The following is a 20,585-nucleotide window of genomic DNA, read 5'->3' as shown; positions in this document are numbered from 1 at the left end:
ACTACGCTATGCCATATCATGCTTAAGGAATTTCTAATATGGGAGCTTGTTGATATCACGGGGCTTTTCTCGTCCACCGAGCGGCAAAACGGCACGTGATTCTGGTCGGTCCACTGGTCAAATTCAGGTTGCGGTTTCATTTTCAGAGACCCGAATACTTTTGTTGGTTGTCACCCGGTTCCGCTTGCATGGACCCGTAATGAGCAGTATATTTATTACAGCTTGATGGGCAATTCACGGGACCGACGGGGTCCGCAAAATGCATATGGATTTTTCGAATAAGTAAGGAGCAGCCGATGTCCACGTTTGAAGAGACTATGGAAAACAGCCGGATCTTTCTGACTTACAGTTTGGCCATGACGATGCTGGGGAAGTCCGCGCAGATTCTGGCGGAGCGTGGTGCGGATCCCAAGGCGATGAGTTTTGTCACCACGGGAATTGAACTGCTCGCCAAGCAACTGCGGGACTACGCCGACGGCAAGGACTTGGAAGAAGGCGCTGAGAAAGAACTCGACAGTCTGTGCAAGATGCTGGACATTCAGCGCGCGACCGGCGGCGGCGCGGCGTCCGCTTAAGCAGACCCGAAACAATTGGAAAGAAGCCGGCTCGCGTGAGCCGGCTTTTTTATGAGTCCAGCTTCTTTGTCTTGCGCAATTTGCGCTCCAAGAGCAGCAGCACCTTTTGTGCGACCTTGTTGGGGGTCGTCCGGCCGTTTTCCCAGCGGTTAACGGTGGCGAAGGTCACGCCGATTTCGTGCGCGAAGTTTTCCTGGGTCATATTGAGTTCTTCGCGGAGGCGTTTGATGCGCCCTCCGTCGAAGTCATCGGAATTGGGTCGCGCCGAGCGAATCATGTTGCGGGCAATCGTGGTGGCGTCCATGCCATTTCTCCGGGGTTCTGAAAGGTTGTGCTATAACAGTTAGCAAGCCGTATGCCACGAAATTTTGGTCCTAATATGTCGCTTAAATGTTTGAATTTTTGGTGTTTTTGGAGAGTGGCCCGCTCCGGATCGCGACGGCGCGGGAAAAAAGTTGCCGATAGCAAACAGCCCCGGGCGATGTGCCCGGGGCTGTTTGCGTGCGTGATAATGGGTACGGACTATTCGGAATGCCGGTTCCGCAAGCCCGCCAGTAGTTCGGTCATCTCGGTACCGGGTTCGAGGTCAGCCAGCAGCGTGGGCGAAAGATCTACACCGACCACGCGATAGAACTGCGCTTCGGCGTAGGTCACTACACCGGTATGCAGGTAAGTCGTGTCAGGCGTCCACCCGTGGAAGAAGAACGGACCTTCAGTGTACTCCGAATAAAACACAAGATAGCGGTCCACGGAAACGGCGCAACCGCCAATGGAAGAGTCTACTACCGCCCAGTCTAACCGGATGTCCTCCAGTCGGGGCGACACCACAAGCTCGGGAGTCGTCAAAATGGCCACTTGCTCGGCGCGGAGCGGAAAGATGTAGCCATCCGTATTCCAGCCATTGACAGCCGCCGCCAGAATGTCATAGTCATCGGCATAAGCGCCGTTCACAGACGGATTGAAGGACAGGGTGACCGGGCACGTGCTCATTTCGTTGGGGTCCAGGTCTATCACCGCCCCGCAGTCCCAGGCGAAGTCGAACGGTGGTTCCGCCGTATCGAAATCGAAGTCAAAGACCGATCCGGGGGACCGTCCGAAGTTTTTCCAATGAAATATTTCTTGTTCAAAGGCCGGGCATTCAAGCTGCCCGAGGTCCCAACCGAGTACAGGGACATTCTGCGCGGCGGGACGCACCAAAGCGATGTACGGCAGTTCGGAATAGACGGAGAAGCTATTATCGGATTCATCGCATACTTGATCAAGACTGGTGCAAACTCGCATGCGGCAATTGTCCGACAGCGGATCGGTCACGCCCCATGAATAGCTCCCCGTATTGGGAACGGAGTCGGAAATTGTCTCCCACTCGCCAGCCGGAGAATTCCGGTTGATTTGCAGGCTAACATAGCTGTCCGGAATATCCGCCAGCCATTCAATCGTCACGGCATCGCTGACCGAATACGTCTCGTCGCCGTTCGGGGATAACATGCATAGCTGCTCGCCCTCAGCGCATTGATGGAAGTCACCTAAAGTGCCGCCGACGCGCAGCATCAGATCGTAGTTAAATGCAGTTTGCGAGCCGAATTTCGACGTGGAGACCGTACTCCGGCTGGTAGTCGTGCCGTTATCGGCAATCAAATTCCAGTTGGCGTCCCCTTGCGGGCCGCCGGGAATCGGACCAATAATAATCCAGAAGTCCGTACCGCCCGGGATGTCGACAGGAGTATTGAAGTTGGCGTCGAACCAACCCAAATTGGGTAATGGCGCTGGCTCGTACGCAAAGGCCCGCTCGGTTCCCGGCGCAGGTGGAGCTGTAAAGACAAAGAGCGAGCAAGCCGCAGGTGAGGCCACTCCATCTATCACGAAGCCGTAGACACTCCGAATCGTGAAGTCGGCCGGCGGAGTGAACCGGACGCGGTGCCAGGCGTTAGACATGGTGCTTAGAATGGCCGGGACGTTGTTGTCGTAAAGCAGCGTGTCAGGCTGAGCATCCGCGAGGGGATTTACGGGCAATTTTGACTGGTTGAAGCCATCCGGGCACACAAGCGGCGCCACGTCTTGAGCAATGACCGCCAGGGAGGTATAGAGAATGGTGAGTAGCGAGACAAGGAAACCGCGCATCACTAAACCTCATGCTATGATCGTGAAGGTGAGACGCCAAATCCGGTCGAGTCGTTAATTCGTCGAACGGTGACGCAGTGTCTTGAGAAGTTGCAGCATCTCCGTATCCAGTCGCAATTCGGCCAGCGCCGCCGCAGGCGCGTCCACGGCCACGACGCGGTAGTATTGCGTCGGCGCAAAGGTAATGACGCCGAGATGGAAATACGGCGAGTGGTTTGTCCAGCCGTGGTAGTAGAACGGACCGTCGGTCGTCGGCGAATAGAAGACCAGATAGCGCGTGACATTGACCGCGCAGCCTCCGACCGACTGGGTCACGGGCTGCCACGACAATCGCACATCTTCGCCGACTGCCGTCGCCGCCAGGTCAGGCGCCATCGGTGTCGTTAGCCGCTGCGCCGTTAGCGCTATTTGCACATAGCCATTCACGGCGTTTCCAGCATCACTTTGAATTCGCAAAACGTCGCTGAACAGGCCATCCACTTGAGATAGAAACGCCAATTGCACAGAGCACGCGCTCATCTCACCTGTTCCCAGCGCGAATAGCGGCGGGCAGTTTGATCCTCTTGAGAACTCAGCCGAAGACGGTTCCTGCGGACGATAGACCAGCGCCGCCGCATTGCCGAAGTTCTTGATGCGGAACCACTCGTCCGCCGCATCGGGGCATTCGATGTTGCCGGGGTTCCACGTTAGGAGCGCGGTTTCCGGTTCACTTGCCCGCACCAACGCGACAAAACCCTGCCCCGACTGTATTGCGAAGTCCGCGCTCGATTCACCGCAGACATCAGCCTGTTGAACCGAGCAGATTCGCAGACGGCAGTTTGCGCTTGGCGGTGCGCTCACCGTCCACGGGAACTGTCCGTCATTTGGCGTCAGGGCCGTCAACGTCTCCCACGTCCCGCCGGGATAGGTTCGGTTCAGCTCAATGGATACTCCGCCCGCGAATCCCTGTGTGATCCAATTGATCGAAGCTGTCGCCCCGATCACCAGCGTGTCGCCGCCGGCCGGATTGTCAATGCGAATACCCATTGGAGGCAGTTCACCATAGGGAATTGCACCCATGTCCGCCCGCGATCCGTCATCGTCAGGATCGGCTGTGGGGTCTCCGGTATCAATACACGGTGAATCCGGTTGAAGATGAAAATCGAGCTGCGCGGCATCCACGAAGAGCGGATTGCTCGAGATGTTTCCCGTGCCAGCATAGCCGCCCTGCACACAACTGTAACGAACGACCGGCCCATCAATGCCCTCCGTTCCGCTCCAGATGATACAATTCGTGGCATGAACAGCGGTCGAGTAGCTGTGCAGGTCGCCGCCCTCATTGTCCGTAAGGGTGCAGCGGTCCATCTCACCCGAGCTAATGGAAAACCACACGGTGCGCATGCCAGCAGGCGACACGTTGCCATAGAACAGACAGTGGTCAATGTGCATGTTCGAGAAATCGAAAGCACAAATCGCGGAACCGCGGGACGCTTCGTTGTAGCGCAAGGTGCAGCGGGTTACCGTCGGCGACGACGCCCACGCGTACACCGCGCCGCCGTTCGTATGTTCGTCGTTACCTGCTCCCTTCTGAGAATATTCGAGGATACAGTACTCTAAGCGGCTGTCGTCATTGGCCGTATCCCAGAAGCGAATCCCCGCCCAATTGCTTTGCTCGGTGGGCTCGGCCCGGGAAAATAGAATCGAGTCTGTCGGCGCGCCGACCGCCTGCAATTCACCGTAGACTGTCAGCGAAAAGTGACCGGTGAACAGTACCTCAACACCCGGCATGATTGTGAGCGCCTGCGCGACAGGTACGTCAATATCGCAATCAACATAAACCGGCGAGTCGGCGAGGGTCCACACTCCTGTGACGGAACCGCAGACATGAATTTCCGCATGGCCCACGCTTATCATAATTAGAGCAAGCAAAACGATGGTTCGAAGCATAAGACACCCCTGATTCGTCTGGTAAACGGATTGTCCGATGATTGAAGGTAGGGCGAATTCCCAAGATGTACAAGCGACTACGGACCGCCTGGGAGTCGGGCGAACCTGAGCGCGGCGGCCCGAATGGACCGCCGCACCAGTTCCGAAATTATGGTCTTAGCTATGTTTAGTTGAGCACGTGAATTCTACGCGCGGCGCACATATCTTTCAGCCGCTGCGGCCAAACGGTGACGCTGACCTCGCCCAAGTGCGCCTTTTTGAGAATGCTCATGCAAGTACGAGCTTGGCCGATGCCGCCGCCAATGGACAGCGGGATTTCGTCATTCAGAATCGCTTTGTGATACGGCAAGTCGAGGAAGTGCATCTGCTTGGTCGCTTCGAGCTGCTGCTTAAGCGTTTCCTTGGTGACGCGCACGCCCATCGAAGTCAATTCGTGACGGCGCTTGGTGACGTGATTCCAGACGAGAATGTCGCCATTCAGGCCGTGCATGAGTTGACCGTTCTTGGTAATCGTCGGGGTCACCCAATCATCGTAATCCGCGGCGCGCATTTCGTGCGGATAGCCGTCCTTGAGCGTCCAGCCGATGCCAATAATGAAGACTGCGGGATATTTCTCGGACAGAATCTTGGTCTCGCGCTGCTTGCGGGGCAGATCGGGATACATATCGAGAATCTCTTCGGCATGCAGGAACACCAGTTCTTTGGGCAGGTTCGGCCACTTCGAGTTTTTCAGCTTGGGGAATTCACTCTGAACGAAATCCTCGGCGTCGGTGAGGACCTTCCACTCCTTCTTGACGATGTCCATCAAGAAGTCGAGATTGCGGTCCTTAGCCGTGATAACGCGCTCCCAGTCCCACTGATCTACGTACGCGCTGTGATCATGATCGAGGAAATAGTCTTTGCGTACGGCGCGCATATCCGTGATGATACCTTCGCCGACGGCGCAATCAAACTGCTTCAGCGCGACTCGTTTCCACTTCGTAGCCGCTTGTACGACCTGCGCATCAATCGGATGTTTGTTGTAGTCGTTGTTGATGTGGAAGTCAATCGGCGTGCGCGAGCCGTCGCGGTCGAGATAGTCATTGACGCCGCTTGTGGTGTCCACGATCAGCGGACATTCGACGCGGAACAGATTCAGCGACTTGCACATACCGTCTTCGATGAAGCGTTTCAGCTTGGCCAGTGCCAGCTGTGTTTCTTTAGGCGTCAGCAGCGAGGCGTAATCGGTCGGGAGAACTTTCTCGACCTCTTCATACGTGCCAATGCCCGGTCCGGCCAGATCAGCGACTTTGTTGGACATGAGTGATCTCCAGAGCTTTCTGTAGGTGAACAAACACGTTTGTGAATTACTTCACAAACTTCAAGCCGAAAAAGGCGCATTGCTGCGCCTGCGCGTTGTTTCGTAAAGATACAGATAGACAATCTGTTGGTCAAATTCTGCGCGATTGCACCGATTATCTTAGCAATTGTGTTTACAATAGTTCAATAAAGAAGCCCTGAGCGAACTCAGGGCTTCTTCACGTTCTGTGACAAACTCGCAGACGCCGGTCAACCGTCGCAGTCCTGGTAGAAATCGAAGTGGACGCAGTACGAACCGCGCGCGGCAACGGATGCTCCGTCCAGTATGAGGTAGTAGGTCCCGGGCTCGAGGCACTCGATCAGACCTGCCGCCAGCGGCTGCCCGTTGTTCATCCACGGCGCGTTGTTATTCCAAGCGAAGAGGTCATCCGTGCTACCGCAGCACGATTCCGCATACAGGCAGAGGTAGGTATCAAACATCGAACCCCGCGTATAGATCAGGGCGCCGGTATAATCCTGAATCTCCAGCGTCACCACAACATCGCGGCCAAGGCGGCACGTCGGGTAGGTACAATTGTTCGTTGCATTGAATGTCTGGCCGCACGACGTGATATGGTACTCGTCGTCATCAGAGTCTTCCCAATCGGGCACGGTAATTGTGCCACCGGGACAGACGTCCAAGAACTGATCCAAGGCCTGGGAGTTCGGATTGCGCTCGCTGTAGTACTCGGGATGTAGCAACGCTTCGGCCCGGAAGTAAAACGCGTAGACATCGTCCGGCACGTCCGTGCCATCCGTATCATATTGGTTAATCTTGGCCAAGGCGGCGTCCAGAATTTCTTGAGGCGTAGATTTGCCAAACGCTACGCCGCGAACAGGTCCAGCCGCCCATACGTTCCCGGCCAGCACGACCAAGAAAAGCACGACGATCGAACACGTGCGAAAAAGGTATGAATTCATTTCAAACCCTTATTAGAAAACTACTAAAAGCAGAATTCCGTGAATTCAAACTGCACACAATAGCTGCCGCGGGCGGCGGTGGTCGCGCCGTCGAGGATCAGATAATAGGTGCCGGGGGGCAGACAGGTAGCGATACCGGCGGCCAAGGGTTGGCCGTAGTTCAATTCCGGGAAGTTGTTATTGCTTTCGACCAGATAGTCGTTGTCGCTGGAGCAGCACTCGTCTTCATACAGGCACAGGTACGTGTCGAATGACGAACCCGCCGTACGGATGTACAGGCCCGTGAACGACGGGACTTCGAGGGTAACCACCACATCGCGTCCGAACCGGCAGCGCGGGTAGGAGCAGTCGTTGCGGGCGGTCGTGGTTTGGCCGCAAGTCGAGACGATATACGTACCACCAAAGCCGCGAGCCGCGTCGTCCTCCCATTCGGGTCCGACAATCAAACCACCGGGACAGGTGTCCAGAAACTGGTCCATGGACTCCGAGCGGTCATGGCGGGTGGCGTAGAACTCAGGATGCAGCAGGCGTTCGCCCCGGAAGTAGAATTCATACGTATCATCGCCGATGTCCCAGCCATCTGCTTCAAGCTGCTGGATATGCGCCAGCGCCGCATCGAGAATCTCCTGCGGCGAGGACTTGCCGAACTTCACGGCCGACTGCCCGGCCGCTTGCGCGGTCCCTTGGAGGCACACGATCATCGCGATGGCACACAGAATCAGAGCACTTCGTGACATTCACTTTCCCCTTAATTCAATTGTTTCAATTTCTTACGCCGCCCTGTCGAGACAAAACGGGCCACTACTGTTAATATGTCAAATATTGTCATGATTTCGTGGAAAGTCAAGGTCTTGCGGGACACTTCCGAAATGGGCTTTCATCGCCCGGACTCGCATTGGGCGTCTTCTCGTTGCGGGAAGGACCGGCTTGCCCTTGGGTAATATGGGGCTTCGCCAGTGGGCAACGGTCTTCTTTGCAATTGGCTTCGGCATCGGGGTGCTCAGATACGAAAAGGACTAAACAAACGCGAGGCAGACCGCAGCCTGCCTCGTAAGTCGTTTCAACCAACCTCATGCGCCGAATGTCAGCGCAGCGCCCGGCGCTTGGTGAGATATGAGATCAGGGCTTGATCGTACGTTGTATCGGTCTGCAGCAGCGTGTGGTCAATCTTGTCTTCCTGACAGCCGCGGCGGATGCGTTCGACAAAATCGTGCATCATCTTCTGGTATTCTTTGCGGATATGCCAGGGTTGGGTCGGCAGCTCGACGCCAGTTTCGAGATCTTTGAATTTGACGTCGCCGCTGAATGCGAAGTCCACTTCGCGCGGATCCAGGATTTGCAGGACGAGCACTTCATGGCCGTTGTGGCGGAAGTGGCGCAGGCCTGAGAGAATCTGTTCCGGCTCATCCATCAAATCAGACAAGACGATAATCAAGCCGCGCCGCGAAATTCGTTCGGCGACGCGGTGCAAATTTTTGCCGATGTCCGTTTGCGCGTTGGGCTGGAGCTTCTCGAGCTGCGCCAGAATCACGTTCAGGTACGTGTGTACCGAACGCGGCGGCAGATAGGTCTTGAGCTCCGTGTCGTAGGCGGCCAATCCGACGGCATCGCGCTGCTGAATCATCAGGAACGATAACGCGGCGGCGAGATATGACGCATATTGGAACTTCGTGATCTTGCCCGAGCCATAGTTCATCGAATTCGATACGTCGAGCAGAATGTACGATTTGAGATTGGTCTCTTCTTCGTACTGCTTGACGTACATGCGGTCGGTCTTGGCATAGACCTTCCAGTCGAGATTGCGCAGCGGATCACCGTCCATGTAGGGACGATGCTCGGCGAATTCAACGGAGAAGCCGTGATAGGGCGACTTGTGTAAGCCGACCATGAACCCTTCGACGACCATGCGCGCGCGCAGCTGCATGTTCTTCAGCCGCGAGACGAAGGCGGGGTCGAGATAGGAAAGAGGGGAAGACAAGGAACTACTTCTCGTTCAACAGGCGATCCACCAAATGCTCGGCCTTCATGCCATCGGCTTCGGCGGTGAAGTTCGCGACGATACGGTGGCGCAGGACGGGCAGCGCGACGGCGCGGACGTCGTCAATGTCGGGCGTCGGGCGACCGTGCAGCGCGGCGCGAGTTTTGGCGCCGAGAATCAAGTATTGCGAAGCGCGCGGGCCGCAGCCCCAGCTCACGTAATCCTTGATGAACTTCGGTGCTTCGTCGCTGTTCGGGCGAGTTTTGCGCACGAGCCTGACGGCGTACTCGACGACATTATCCGCCACGGGCACGCGGCGCACCAGGTCCTGCAGCGTAGCGATCTGCTGCGCATTGAGCACCTTGGTCACGGTGTGCGTGGCGGCCGAGGTTGTGCTCTTGACGATCTGCTCTTCTTCCTTGAACGACGGGTAATCCACCCACAGATTGAACATGAAGCGGTCGAGCTGTGCTTCGGGTAACGGGTAGGTGCCCTCCTGCTCAATCGGGTTCTGCGTGGCCAACACGAAGAACGGCTCTTCAAGCCTATAGGTCTCCCCTGCCGCCGTGACCTCGTGCTCCTGCATGGCCTGAAGGAGCGCGGCCTGCGTCTTGGGCGGCGTGCGGTTGATTTCGTCTGCCAGCACGATATTAGCGAACACGGGGCCTTTGATGAACTTGAAGCTGCGGCGGCCCGTGGCACGGTCTTCCTCGGCGATTTCGGTGCCGGTGATATCCGACGGCATCAGGTCGGGCGTAAACTGGATGCGGCTGAACTTGAGATCGAGCATCCGCGCCATCGTCGAGATCAAGAGCGTCTTGGCCAGGCCCGGCACACCGACGAGCAGGCAATGCCCGCGGGCGAGGAGGGTCATCATAAGTTGCTCAATAATCTGCTCCTGACCGACAATCACTTTGCCGACCTCTTTGAGCATTACGTCGCGGGAGTCTTTGAGCTGTTTCAACGCGTCAAGATCGGACGCCATAGCGGAGGGATTCCTTCGAGTTGGGCTTGCGCGGCGGTGTTTGGCTTCGTAGATTGAAGCAACCGGACACGAGGCCACATGTTATTGAAAAAGAAAATACTTATCGGGTTAACGCGCGAGGAACTGGAAAGTTTCGCGGTTGAACAGGGCGAGCCCAAGTTCCGCGGGCGCCAGCTTTACACCTGGATCTACCAGAAGCGTGCAACGAGCTTTGACCAGATGACCGATCTACCCGCCGCGTGGCGGCTTAAACTGCCCGAACTGGCGGAAGTGGGCGGTCTTGAATTGGCCCGTCCTGTCAAGCTAACGCAGGATCGGTCGCAGAAATTCCTGTTTACGTTGGCTGACGGCCTGCGGGTGGAATCGGTCTATCTACCCGATTCGCCGGGGGAAACGGTGTGCATTTCGAGTCAGGTGGGCTGTGCGCTGGGCTGTCAGTTTTGCGCCACGGCCAAGATGGGGCTGTTCCGGAATCTGACGGTGGGCGAAATCGTCGGGCAGGTTCTGGAGGTCGAGCGGCGCGCCGAGACCAAGCTCACGAACGTGGTGTTTATGGGCATGGGCGAGCCGCTGCATAACTATGAGAACGTCGTGGCGGCAGTCAGGTTGCTGGCCGATCCCAACGGAGTCGGGCTATCCGCTCGGCGCATCACAGTTTCAACGGTTGGGCTGGTGCCGGGCATTGAACGCTGGATGCAGGACGATCCTCCGGCCAAGTTGGCGATCTCGCTACATGCGACGACCGACGAACGCCGCGCGCAGATCATGCCGGTCAACAAGGCCTATCCGCTCGACATGCTGTTCAAATCGCTGCGCCGATTCGCGCATTACACGAGGGATCATGTCACGTTCGAATATATCATGATCGCGGATTTCAACGACCGCGGCCAGGATGTGGACAACCTTGAAGATTGGCTGAAGAACATTCCCGCTAAAGTGAATTTGATTCGCCTGCATCCTACGGGATCAGGCCTCAAACCCTCGAGCGACGCGGCGATAGATCGGTTCATGGGCTGGCTCACGGACGCCGGCATCCGCTGCACATTGCGCGAGTCGCGCGGCGTGGAAGACGAAGCGGCGTGCGGGATGCTGTTTACTCAGGAACCGTTCAAGCCAAACAAAGCGAAGGCCTGGGAAAAGGACACCGAGTAGCGCTAACCGACGAGCTTCCCCAACACCCCGTACGGGCTTTCCCCGTTTGCCAGAGCCGCATCCATTAGTGCGGCTTTTTCTTTGGTCCAGAATTGCGCCAGAAGGCGCTTCTCGAGCATGCGCTGAATCCTGCGGCGGGCGTGCGCGTGACGGCGTTTCTCGAATTCGCCGGTCTTGCGCAATGTGTCCAAATGCGCTTCGATCTGCTCGGCGAGCTCAGGTGTTCCCTGATCGCGGGTGGCCACGGTCGTAACGACCGGCGGCGTCCACGTGTCCCACATCTTCAGCCCCATCGCGCCCTGCAAATCACCGATGAAACGGTCGGCGCCTTCGCGGTCGGATTTGTTGACGCAAAACACGTCGGCGGCTTCCATTAAACCGGCCTTCATGCCCTGAATCGCGTCGCCGGACTCCGGCACGAGCACGACGACCACCGTGTCGGCATATTGCACCACTTCGAGTTCGGATTGCCCCACGCCAACCGTTTCAAACAAGATGAAGTCAAAGCCCGCGGCGTCCATCACATCCGCCATGTCCCCTGCCGCTTGCGACAGCCCGCCCAAATCACCGCGCGTCGCCAACGAACGCACGAACACGCCGGGATCCAACCCGATCGAGTTCATGCGCACACGGTCGCCCAAGAGGGCGCCGCCGGAAAACGGCGATGTCGGATCAACGGCCAGGATCGCCACCTGCTTGCCCTGCTTGCGCAAGAGTTTCGTGTAGCATGTCACCAGCGAACTCTTCCCCGCGCCGGGCGGTCCGGTGAAACCGATACGCACGGCCTTGCCAATGCGATTCCCGATCGCCCGCAGCGCCTCATCCGCGCCCGTCGGTGAATTTTCGACCCGTGACAGCACTCGCGCCAACGCCGCACGCGAACCGCTCAGCATATCATTCGTCAACGCCACGACAGTCACTTCGGCGCGGTCTCCGTATCGCTTGTCGTCAGATCCACCACGACGCGCGGCGAATCGCTGTAGCGCTCAACATAATCGCGCACTTCCGGCAGCAGATAAAGCGCATCCAGATTCTCGCGAGCCAGCGCGCGCGCCAGAATTTCGGCGCGTTCTTCGTCACCGAAGCGTTTGTTCATGATGACCAGCCGCTCTTCTTCAAAGATGCAACGTCCGCCGCGAAAATTGCCTTTTTCGTTGCGAATGCGATAGCCCTGCTTTTCGAGCGCTTCACTAAGCAGTTGCGCGAGCTTGGCCGCCTTCATCAGAGCACCTCATCCTTTCCCTGCGCTTTCAGGCTTTCCACCAGGTCCTTGACCTCTTGGGAACGGTCGAGCGGGCAGATCATCAGCGCGTCATCCGTTTCCACGATAATCAGATTGCTCACGCCCACCGCTGCGATCAGCTTTTTGCCGCCCAGCACGCAGGTGTGATGCGTATGCGTGAGCACGACGTTGCCGCGCGTGACGTTGCCATGCTCGTCGTGCGGCATCAGCCGCCACACTTCGTCCCAGCTGCCGACATCGTTCCAGTCGAACGTACCGCGCACGACGCCGACGCGCGGTGCTTTTTCCATCACGCCGTAGTCGATCGAAATCCCTTTGCCCGCTTCAAACACGCGGCGCGTTACCGCCTGTTCAGTGGGCGTTCCGATTGCCGCTTCGATCTCCTTGAAGGCGACGCCCCACAGCGGGAGCTGCTCGACGATCTGTTTCAAGATTGAATCCGCGCGCCACACGAACATGCCGCTATTCCACAAAAACTCTCCGCTTTGCAGGAACAGCCGGGCCGTGCCCAAGTTCGGTTTCTCGGCAAACGTCTTGACCGGATAGACATTGTCGCGCAGGCGAATGCCGCTTGTGTCCATCTGAATGTAGCCATAGCCCGTCTCGGGCCGCGTGGGTTCGATTCCGATTGTGGCCAGCAGCTCCGAGTCGTGCACAACTTCCACCGCGGAATGCAAGCAGAAATGGAACTGCTCAAGATTCGTAATGCGATGGTCGGCGGGCAGCACAATCATCACCGCGTCGGGATCCTGTTTGTGCAGGTGCACGGCGGCCAAACCGATCGCGGGTGCGGTGTTGCGGCCGAGCGGTTCGATGATGAACCGGTCCTGGCGGAAGTCCGGCATGATCTCGCGAATCAAGGCGGCTTGATCGGCATTGGTCACGATCCACACATTGTCGCGCCCGACCAGTCCATCGAGGCGCAGCATTGTCTGTTCAAGCATCGTCCCTTCGCCCGTGAGGTCAATCAACTGTTTCGGACGATTCCGGCGCGACAGCGGCCAGAAGCGCGCGCCGACACCGCCGGCCATAATCACTGCATGGAGCATATTATTGTTGGGTTACAGTCGTCCAGAGAAAATCAACGTCGGCGGTCCAGCGGGCGCGTATCGTGAGCGTATCGGGATGCCATTGGAAGGGTTCGGAAAAGGTGAAGGGATTCACGCTGCCGGCGTCAAACCGTTGATTGGCGTTGGCATCGCGAATGACACGCACAAGATAGTCGCCTTGCGGATAGCCCATGAAGTCAAATTGCGCGCTCGCAAAGGCAGTCGCCGTCGGCTTCCTATCCTTCACGCGATACAATTCGACGAGCCACGGCCCACTGTCGGGTGCGCGAATCACACCGTGAATATTACCGAGCGAGTCTGGCGGAAAACTGCTCCAGGAAACTGTCAAGAGCGAATCAGCGAACAGATTTCCCGCCCGGTCGGAGACTCGGGAATTCGGCAGGGTGAAGTTGTACTTGGCACCTGTGCGAAGCGGCCTCGCAGGAATCACGGTGAGGGCGGCGGGATCCGTCTGCTCAAGCGTGAAATCGATGTGCGTCGTGTCTTCGCGCAGATCCGCTTGCAGCGTATCGTCGCGCAGCATGATCGGCTCGTCAAAAATTATCACAAGCTCCCGCGGGATTTCGCGCGTTATTGAACGATGCCCGGGGAGCGTTTCACGCAGGTGTGGCCGCGATGTGTCGGGCTTCGTCTGTACGGCAAACCGCAGCCCCGGCCGCTCACCGTTTAGCAATTCGGCGACTGCCACGGCGCTGTCGCCGAATAGTTCGCGATCCAGATAGAGCCGCCAACTGCCGCTCGCTGTCGTGTCTTCAACATGATAAAGCGCGGTCTGTGCGCCCGCGCTATCCGACACGCTAAACATCATCGGCGCATCGTCACGGTTCAGCCGCACTTCAAGCATGCTTGCATGCACCTGTCGTGCGCGCAGGAACATCGCCGGACTAGTATCCTGCTCTGTCGGAACAAATGTCACGCGTGGTCCGGTCAGCTCAGATACCGTGACATCCTGATTGGCGCTCCCGATCCACTCGCCGGCTGGCATCCACAATCCGTCCAAGTTGCGATCATCCAGCGCAAACAACCGATAGCGTCCGGGTGCAAGATAGCCTAACTCGAAACTGCCATCAGGCGACGTCTGCATGCGATAGTCCGGCGCATCGCGCATCGGATCCGGCAGCGAATCGCTGAATAGATAAGCCGTGATTGTCAGCGTGCGTGTGCCTTCGGGCAATTGCGCGCGGCCTTCCACTTTGCCGCGATCAATGTGATCACCCGTGCTGAAGGCCACAGTTTGACTGCTCTCGAGCGGATTACCCTGCATGTCCTTCGCCTGCGCTCCGACGGTCACGACCACAGTGCGATTTTCAGGCAGCGGATCAAGATAGTCGAGCGTCAGTCGTTTGCCCGACCACCGATAACGCAAACGCCGCCCGGGTTCAGGCGACATGTAGAGTGACGCTTCCACGGACGGACGATTGACCGGCTCGGAAAACTCGATAAAGACATCCGACTCGCGTGCCACGTTTACCGCATCATGTGCGGGAGCGCTGCGTGCAATCTCGGGCGCTGTCTTATCCTCGGGTCCGCCCGGCGGCGGCGCCATGCGCGCACACGATCCGAGTGCGAGCATGAGCGCCGCGGCGAGCAGTACGGACTTAATGGCGGCCAATACAGTGATACTCGTAACCGAGTTCACGCATATGATCCGGTTCGAAAAGATTACGTCCGTCGAAGATGATCGGCTGCTTAAGCAGCCCCTTGATGCGGGCAAAATCCGGTTCGCGGAACTCTTGCCATTCCGTGCAGATCAGCAGCGCGTCACAATCCTTCAGCAAAGAGTAGTAGTCATCGTGGAAATGCGCCTTGTCGCCGAAAATCGGACGCGCATTCTCCATCGCCTGCGGATCGTACACTTGCAGTTTAGCACCGCGTTCGTGCAGCGCTTCAATCGTGTAGATCGAAGGAGCCTCGCGCATATCGTCCGTGCGCGGTTTGAATGACAAGCCCCAGATGCCGAAGCGTTTACCCGTCAGATCTTCACCGAAGCGCTTGACGACCTTGTCCACAAGCCGCGTGCGCTGGCGCACGTTAACCTCGTCAACCGCGTTGAGGATCTTCAGTTCATTGTCATACTGGCGGCCGATGCGAATCAACGCCGACACATCTTTGGGAAAACACGAACCGCCGTAGCCGATACCCGCGAACAGGAAATGCGGTCCGATACGTTTGTCACTGCCGATGCCGTAGCGCACATTGTTGATGTCAGCCCCGCACGCTTCGCACAAATTTGCGATTTCATTCATGAACGTGATCTTGGTCGCAAGCATCGCGTTGGCCGCGTACTTGGTCATTTCCGCCGACCGAACGTCCATGGAAACGACGCGATAGCCCGTGCGATGAAACGGCGCGTATAAATGCTTCATGATCTCCTCGGCGCGCTTGCTCGACACGCCGATTACGATTCTGTCGGGCTTCATGAAGTCACTGACAGCGTCGCCCTCTTTGAGAAACTCCGGATTTGATACGACATCGAATTCGACAGTGGTGTGCTTGGCAATCGTCTCGCGAACAAGGTCGCCCGAACCGATAGGCACAGTGGACTTGTTAACAATGACCTTATACGACTTAAGGTTCTTTCCGATCTGCTCGGCAACTTGCAGGACGTAGCGCAGATCGGCGGATCCGTCTTCGCCGGGCGGCGTGCCGACGGCAATCATCAGCACTTCGGAGTCGTCCATCACCGAATACAAATCAGTGGTGAAGCTCAGGCGGCCCGCAGCCACGTTACGATCAAGATAGTCTTTCAGGCCGGGTTCGTAAATGGGCACGATGCCGCGCTTGAGCATATCAACTTTGCGCGCATCGGTGTCCACACACGCGACGGTGTTGCCAGTTTCGGCAAGGCAGGTACCGGTGACGAGGCCCACGTAGCCGGTCCCAATAACGGTAACTTTCATGAGTGTTGTCGGAAGTTATGTAGTAAGAAACAGAATATATCGCGTCATTGCGCGATGAATTCCTTTAGGAAGGTACTGACGATGTGATCCAAAATGAGATGCAGGTCTTCGACGGGTCCGTATTCGCGGGATGCCACGACGACGTTATGGTCGGTCATCGCGGCGAGTTTGCCGCCGCCGAAGCCGATCAACCCAACGATGGTCGCGCCGATCTCGCGCGCGACGGTCGCGGCCTCAAGTATGTTCGGTGAATTGCCCGAAGCGGTAATCAAGATGACGACGTCACCGGGCCGCGCATAGGCGCGCAGGGGCTCGGCGAAAATCGCGTTGTAGCTGACGTCATTGCCGTACGCCGTGAGCATCGGCACATTATCGCCGGGCGCGAACATCCGCAGGCGGCGTTTGCCCGGCGAGCTGGCGCCCTTGGCAAAGTCGCACACCCAATGCGACGCAGTGCTCCACGATCCGCCGTTCCCGCAGACGTAGACGGCGGCATCGCGATTGTACGCATCCTCGAAAATCGCGATCAGACGTTCGACGTCGGCGACATTGACGCTGTCCAGAACGGCTCTAAGGCGATCGAAATACGATCGAATATGGGTAGACTTGTCAGGAATCATTTAAACGGATAACGCTTGATATTGAAAATGATCTTGCTGCCGTCGCGCTCTGGCATGAACGGCAACTCGTAGAGTTCGCCAAGCGCATGCCGCACGGCTTCCTGGTGTGACGGCGGAACGTAGAGTAACAGGAAACCGCCGCCGCCCGCACCCGCGATCTTACCGCCCAAAGCGCCGGCCCGCAGCGCGCGCTCGTACATGTGATCTATCTCGCCGTCGGATATTTTCGCGGCCATGCGTTTCTTCAGCTCCCAACCCACGTGCAGCAGGCGACCGACCTCCTCAAATTCCTGGGCCGCGAGGGCGTTCTCGATCTGGTCAACAAGCGGCATCATCGCTTCGAGCACATCGCGTTTGGACGTCGTCTGCGACTTCTGTTCGGTGAGAATCTCCGCAGACTTACGCGTGCGGTTGGTGAAGAACAGCATCAGATACGACCCGAACAGCCGCAGCGACTGTGCGGGCAATTCGACGCGTCGTTCAGAGACCGTGTCATTGGCGTGAAACACGAAGCGCCGCAATCCGCCGAACGCCGCGATGTATTGATCTTGTTTCCCGATCGGGCGGCCGCAGCGATTGATTTCAATCTCACACGCCTCCCGCGCCAACCGCTCCGCTGTCACCTGCTCGCCGATATACGAATACATGGCATTGAGCAGACCAACAACAAGCGACGACGACGATCCAAGGCCGCTGCCTTCCGACGGAATATCGGCGAGCGTGGAAATCTCCACTCCTCGTCCGAGCCCCGTCATCTCCATCGCGGAGCGAATCAGTTCGTGCTTGATCTCGGTAATGTCTTCGACGGTTTCATTGCGCGAGTAATTCAGGACAATCTTGTTATCAAAACGCTCCTTGATGATGACAAAGATATACTTGTCAATCGCGGTCGAGATAACTTGCCCGTCACCGTGCAAATAGTAATCGGCCAAATCACTGCCGCCGCCGGCGAAGCTCAGCCGCAAGGGTGTCTGCGTAATGACCATGCGTTAGTTGCGTTCCCGCCGCGCGCGGACAGCCGCGTACGCATCAGGAGTTCCGATGTCTTGAATGTACTCGTTCGTTACATACCCATACATTGTGCCGACCAGCCGCGGCAGCACGTGAAATCCGATATCCGAAGGCGCAAGTTCGGGAACCCAGCGAAACAACTCCGGCGTCGCGACGTGAATACCTGAATTGGCAAAGTTTGTCCGAGGCTGCGCGGGCTTTTCTTCAAACGAAGTCACGCGGCCATCCGGGGCGAGTTCGAGAATTCCGCAACGCTGCGGCTGATCCGTCGGATAAGCGACCAGCGCCAAGGGCGGTCGGCCGCTGGCGTCATGAAAGTCCTTCAGCCGGCCTAAATTCAACTCGACGTAATTGTCGGCATAGATAATGAAGAAACTCTGCTCCTCGCAGAGAAAATTGTGGGCCATGCGCAGAGTTCCCGCGCTGCCCAGCAACGTCTTCTCATAGCCTTCCACGAACTGCAAGCCGTGCGGACGCGTGCCGATGAACTCGCGTACTTGATCGGCGTGATGATGCGTGTTGATATACACGTCCGTGACCGCCGCCTGTGCCAGCGTCTCGCACCAATAGTCCAACAACGGTCGCCCCGCTACAGGTAACAAGCACTTCGGCGTGTCCCGCGTCAGATCACCCAAACGGCTGCCAATGCCCGCAGCCAGCACAAGAGCTTTCACGCCGTCGCCGTGCTCCGCTCGCGCTGCGCGCGATTCCAATCAAACGTCTTGCGCAATCCGTCGGCCAGCGTCACTTCCTGCTTCCACTTAAGGATCGCGCCGGCTCGTGTAGCATCGAGGTAGATTGCCTGAATTTCGCCCGTGCGCTCCGCGGCGTAAATCGGCTCATTCGGGAAATCGGCAAACTCAGCAAGGTACTTATACAGTGTGTTCACCGATGTTCCCATTCCCGAACCGATGTTGATGATCTCTCCGTCACCAGCATCGAGGGCCAGAATATTGGCACGCACGCAGTCCGAAACATAAACGTAATCGCGCAACTGCTCGCCGTCACCGTAAATCGTCGGCGTTTTGCCATCCAGCATCAGCCCCGCGAAAATCGCTATGACACCGGCTTCGCCGTGCGGATTCTGGCGCGGTCCGAACACATTAGGATAGCGCAGGACTGTGTACCGCTGACCGTAGAGCAGCCGGTAGAGTTCAAGATAATGCTCTACGGTGTGTTTCGATATGCCATACGCGCACTCGGGATGAACGGGCGTCTGCTCGTTAGCGGGCAGCACCGGCGCCTCGCCGTAGACCGCGCCGCCGGTCGAGATGTAGATGAACTTCTTGACGCCGTGCCGCTGGGCGGCGGCGATGAGGTTAATCGAGCCAATGATATTGCACTCGGCGTCGAACACCGGATCCAGCAGGGACTTGCGTACGTCCATCTGCGCCGCGTGATGATCAATCACGTCGGGGCGGAACGCCGTGAAGATCTTCTCAATTGCGGCCGCGTCGCGCACATCCACTTCGAAAAACGTCGCGTCTTTGGGGATGTTATGTCTGAATCCCGTGGCCAAATTGTCCAGCACGGCAACTTCATGTCCCGCCGCGATAAACCCGTCCGCGACATGTGATCCGACAAACCCCGCTCCACCCGTAACGAGAATACGCATTATGCCGTTGCTCCCTTGGCCGGACGCACCACGTTCAAGCTCTGCATTTTCTGCTCGGCGAAATCCATGATGTCGTCAATGTCAGTTTGCTCTTCAAGATAGCCGCGATATTCACGCACGGAATCTTCAGCGGTGCGCGTCGGCGACCAACCCAATGACTTCAGTTTTGATATGTCAGATATGATGTGGCGTGTGTCGCCAAAGCGGTAGAGTCCCGGAATGCGCGGCGCCAGCCCGTCTTTGCCGAACACCTTGGCCACTATTTCGCAAAACTCTGTAACCGTATAGGCTCGGCCGCCGCCAACGTTAAACATCTCATAGTTGGCGCGATCATCTTCGAGTACCTTTAGGTTCGCTTGCACAACGTCGTGAATATTCACGAAGTCGCGCACCTGTTCGCCGTCTTCGTAGATCAGCGGCGCGCGGTTAAAAAAGTAGCTCAGTGAGAAAATACGGCACGCGCCCGAGTAATTGTTGTAGAAGCTCTGGCGCGGACCCTGCACAATCGAGAAGCGCATAGCCACGGACGGGATGTCGTAACGCTTGCCGAAAGCCAGCGTCATCATCTCCTGCGAGTACTTCGACAACGCGTATTGATTGAGCGGCTTGGCGTCCGTCTCCGGCGTCGGCTGCCAACTCAGCACAGCATTCGTGCGCGGATCGCGGAACTCCCACTGTCCCGAATCAAGCTGCGGCAGCGGACGCAGTTCAGGATGGTAGATAGTCCCGTCGGCGGCCGCGTAGCGTCCTTCGCCGGCCACCGCTTGTGACGATGCCACGACGACTTTCTTTACCGGCAGCTTCTTCTCGACAATCAATTCATAGATCAGCGCTGTGCCGACGCTGTTCACGTGAAAGAACTTCGAAAAATCCGGCAAGTAGTCTTGATAGGCGGCAAAGTGATAGACCGCCTCGACGCCCTCCAGCGCTTCGAGCATTTTCGCGCGGTCACGAACATCGCCTTCAATGAAACGCACTTTGGCGGGAATGTAGGACGGTTTGCCCTTGAGGTGCACCGGCTTTTCGAGACTGTCAAGAATTGTCACATCGTATCCGCGACGCAGCAATTCATCCGTCGTATGTGATCCGATAAAACCGGCGCCGCCGGTGACAAGAACGCGCAAGAGTGATTT

Annotated in this window: 20 protein-coding genes; 2 read left to right on the top strand and 18 right to left on the bottom strand. The window is 57.4% G+C overall.

Annotation, left to right across the window (positions count from 1 at the left end):
- Window positions 1-296 precede the first annotated feature (296 nt).
- The gene (locus IPH10_01830; GenBank protein MBK6909668.1) at window positions 297-575 is read left to right on the top strand and encodes a hypothetical protein; all 279 of its coding nucleotides are present in this window, start codon (window positions 297-299) and stop codon (window positions 573-575) included.
- 49 nt (window positions 576-624) lie between these two features.
- Here IPH10_01830 and IPH10_01825 read toward each other — a convergent pair whose 3' ends face one another.
- The 8 genes from IPH10_01825 to IPH10_01790 all read right to left on the bottom strand — a co-directional run bounded on the left by IPH10_01825 (window position 625) and on the right by IPH10_01790 (window position 9,841).
- Complete coding sequence (locus IPH10_01825; protein MBK6909667.1) at window positions 625-852, bottom strand: helix-turn-helix transcriptional regulator; 228 nt, start codon at window positions 850-852, stop codon at window positions 625-627.
- A 245-nt stretch (window positions 853-1,097) separates the two neighbouring features.
- Window positions 1,098-2,693: a hypothetical protein gene (locus tag IPH10_01820; protein MBK6909666.1), complete on the bottom strand. Its 1,596-nt coding sequence runs from the start codon at window positions 2,691-2,693 to the stop codon at window positions 1,098-1,100.
- A gap of 54 nt (window positions 2,694-2,747) precedes the next feature.
- Window positions 2,748-4,601 (bottom strand): right-handed parallel beta-helix repeat-containing protein, encoded by a 1,854-nt coding sequence (locus tag IPH10_01815; GenBank protein ID MBK6909665.1) that lies wholly within the window; start codon window positions 4,599-4,601, stop codon window positions 2,748-2,750.
- 184 nt (window positions 4,602-4,785) lie between these two features.
- Window positions 4,786-5,919 carry an aspartate--ammonia ligase gene (locus IPH10_01810; GenBank protein ID MBK6909664.1) on the bottom strand — a complete coding sequence of 378 codons (1,134 nt, stop codon included), beginning with the start codon at window positions 5,917-5,919 and terminating at the stop codon, window positions 4,786-4,788.
- Window positions 5,920-6,167: 248 nt separating this feature from the next.
- Window positions 6,168-6,878: a hypothetical protein gene (locus IPH10_01805; GenBank protein ID MBK6909663.1), complete on the bottom strand. Its 711-nt coding sequence runs from the start codon at window positions 6,876-6,878 to the stop codon at window positions 6,168-6,170.
- Window positions 6,879-6,901: 23 nt separating this feature from the next.
- On the bottom strand, window positions 6,902-7,615 hold the full coding sequence (locus tag IPH10_01800; protein MBK6909662.1) for a hypothetical protein: 714 nt from the start codon (window positions 7,613-7,615) through the stop codon (window positions 6,902-6,904).
- 347 nt (window positions 7,616-7,962) lie between these two features.
- The gene (locus IPH10_01795) at window positions 7,963-8,802 is read right to left on the bottom strand and encodes a DUF58 domain-containing protein (protein MBK6909661.1); all 840 of its coding nucleotides are present in this window, start codon (window positions 8,800-8,802) and stop codon (window positions 7,963-7,965) included.
- A gap of 58 nt (window positions 8,803-8,860) precedes the next feature.
- Complete coding sequence (locus IPH10_01790) at window positions 8,861-9,841, bottom strand: MoxR family ATPase (protein ID MBK6909660.1); 981 nt, start codon at window positions 9,839-9,841, stop codon at window positions 8,861-8,863.
- A 78-nt stretch (window positions 9,842-9,919) separates the two neighbouring features.
- On the opposite strand from IPH10_01790, the gene rlmN reads away from it, so the two are divergent.
- Window positions 9,920-10,993: a 23S rRNA (adenine(2503)-C(2))-methyltransferase RlmN gene (gene rlmN, locus IPH10_01785; GenBank protein MBK6909659.1), complete on the top strand. Its 1,074-nt coding sequence runs from the start codon at window positions 9,920-9,922 to the stop codon at window positions 10,991-10,993.
- A gap of 2 nt (window positions 10,994-10,995) precedes the next feature.
- Here rlmN and meaB read toward each other — a convergent pair whose 3' ends face one another.
- Genes meaB through IPH10_01735 form a run of 10 tightly spaced genes read right to left on the bottom strand, consistent with a single transcriptional unit; the run spans window position 10,996 to window position 20,576 of the window.
- Window positions 10,996-11,913 (bottom strand): methylmalonyl Co-A mutase-associated GTPase MeaB, encoded by a 918-nt coding sequence (gene meaB, locus IPH10_01780; protein ID MBK6909658.1) that lies wholly within the window; start codon window positions 11,911-11,913, stop codon window positions 10,996-10,998.
- Window positions 11,910-12,215: a hypothetical protein gene (locus IPH10_01775; protein MBK6909657.1), complete on the bottom strand. Its 306-nt coding sequence runs from the start codon at window positions 12,213-12,215 to the stop codon at window positions 11,910-11,912. The genes meaB and IPH10_01775 overlap by 4 nt, the downstream gene beginning before the upstream one ends.
- Entirely contained in the window at window positions 12,215-13,285 is a 1,071-nt protein-coding gene (locus IPH10_01770) for a mannose-1-phosphate guanylyltransferase (GenBank protein MBK6909656.1), read from the bottom strand. Before IPH10_01770 ends, IPH10_01775 begins: the two co-directional genes overlap by 1 nt.
- Before the next feature lies 1 nt (window position 13,286).
- Window positions 13,287-14,945, bottom strand: coding sequence for an Ig-like domain-containing protein (locus IPH10_01765; GenBank protein MBK6909655.1), 1,659 nt, complete (start codon window positions 14,943-14,945; stop codon window positions 13,287-13,289).
- Window positions 14,905-16,206: a UDP-glucose/GDP-mannose dehydrogenase family protein gene (locus tag IPH10_01760; GenBank protein ID MBK6909654.1), complete on the bottom strand. Its 1,302-nt coding sequence runs from the start codon at window positions 16,204-16,206 to the stop codon at window positions 14,905-14,907. Before IPH10_01760 ends, IPH10_01765 begins: the two co-directional genes overlap by 41 nt.
- Window positions 16,207-16,250: 44 nt before the next feature.
- Complete coding sequence (locus tag IPH10_01755) at window positions 16,251-16,826, bottom strand: SIS domain-containing protein (GenBank protein MBK6909653.1); 576 nt, start codon at window positions 16,824-16,826, stop codon at window positions 16,251-16,253.
- The gene (locus IPH10_01750) at window positions 16,823-17,812 is read right to left on the bottom strand and encodes a GHMP kinase (protein ID MBK6909652.1); all 990 of its coding nucleotides are present in this window, start codon (window positions 17,810-17,812) and stop codon (window positions 16,823-16,825) included. Before IPH10_01750 ends, IPH10_01755 begins: the two co-directional genes overlap by 4 nt.
- A gap of 3 nt (window positions 17,813-17,815) precedes the next feature.
- Window positions 17,816-18,511, bottom strand: coding sequence for a nucleotidyltransferase family protein (locus tag IPH10_01745; GenBank protein ID MBK6909651.1), 696 nt, complete (start codon window positions 18,509-18,511; stop codon window positions 17,816-17,818).
- Window positions 18,508-19,452, bottom strand: a complete 945-nt coding sequence (locus IPH10_01740; GenBank protein ID MBK6909650.1) for an NAD-dependent epimerase/dehydratase family protein — start codon at window positions 19,450-19,452, stop codon at window positions 18,508-18,510. Before IPH10_01740 ends, IPH10_01745 begins: the two co-directional genes overlap by 4 nt.
- Window positions 19,452-20,576: an SDR family NAD(P)-dependent oxidoreductase gene (locus IPH10_01735; protein ID MBK6909649.1), complete on the bottom strand. Its 1,125-nt coding sequence runs from the start codon at window positions 20,574-20,576 to the stop codon at window positions 19,452-19,454. The genes IPH10_01740 and IPH10_01735 overlap by 1 nt, the downstream gene beginning before the upstream one ends.
- Window positions 20,577-20,585 lie beyond the last annotated feature (9 nt).

This window comes from bacterium, from assembly GCA_016702305.1.
In the GTDB taxonomy this organism is placed as follows: domain Bacteria; phylum Electryoneota; class RPQS01; order RPQS01; family RPQS01; genus JABWCQ01.
Note: the sequence above shows the minus strand (reverse complement) of the source record. Positions and strands in the feature narration are given on the sequence as shown.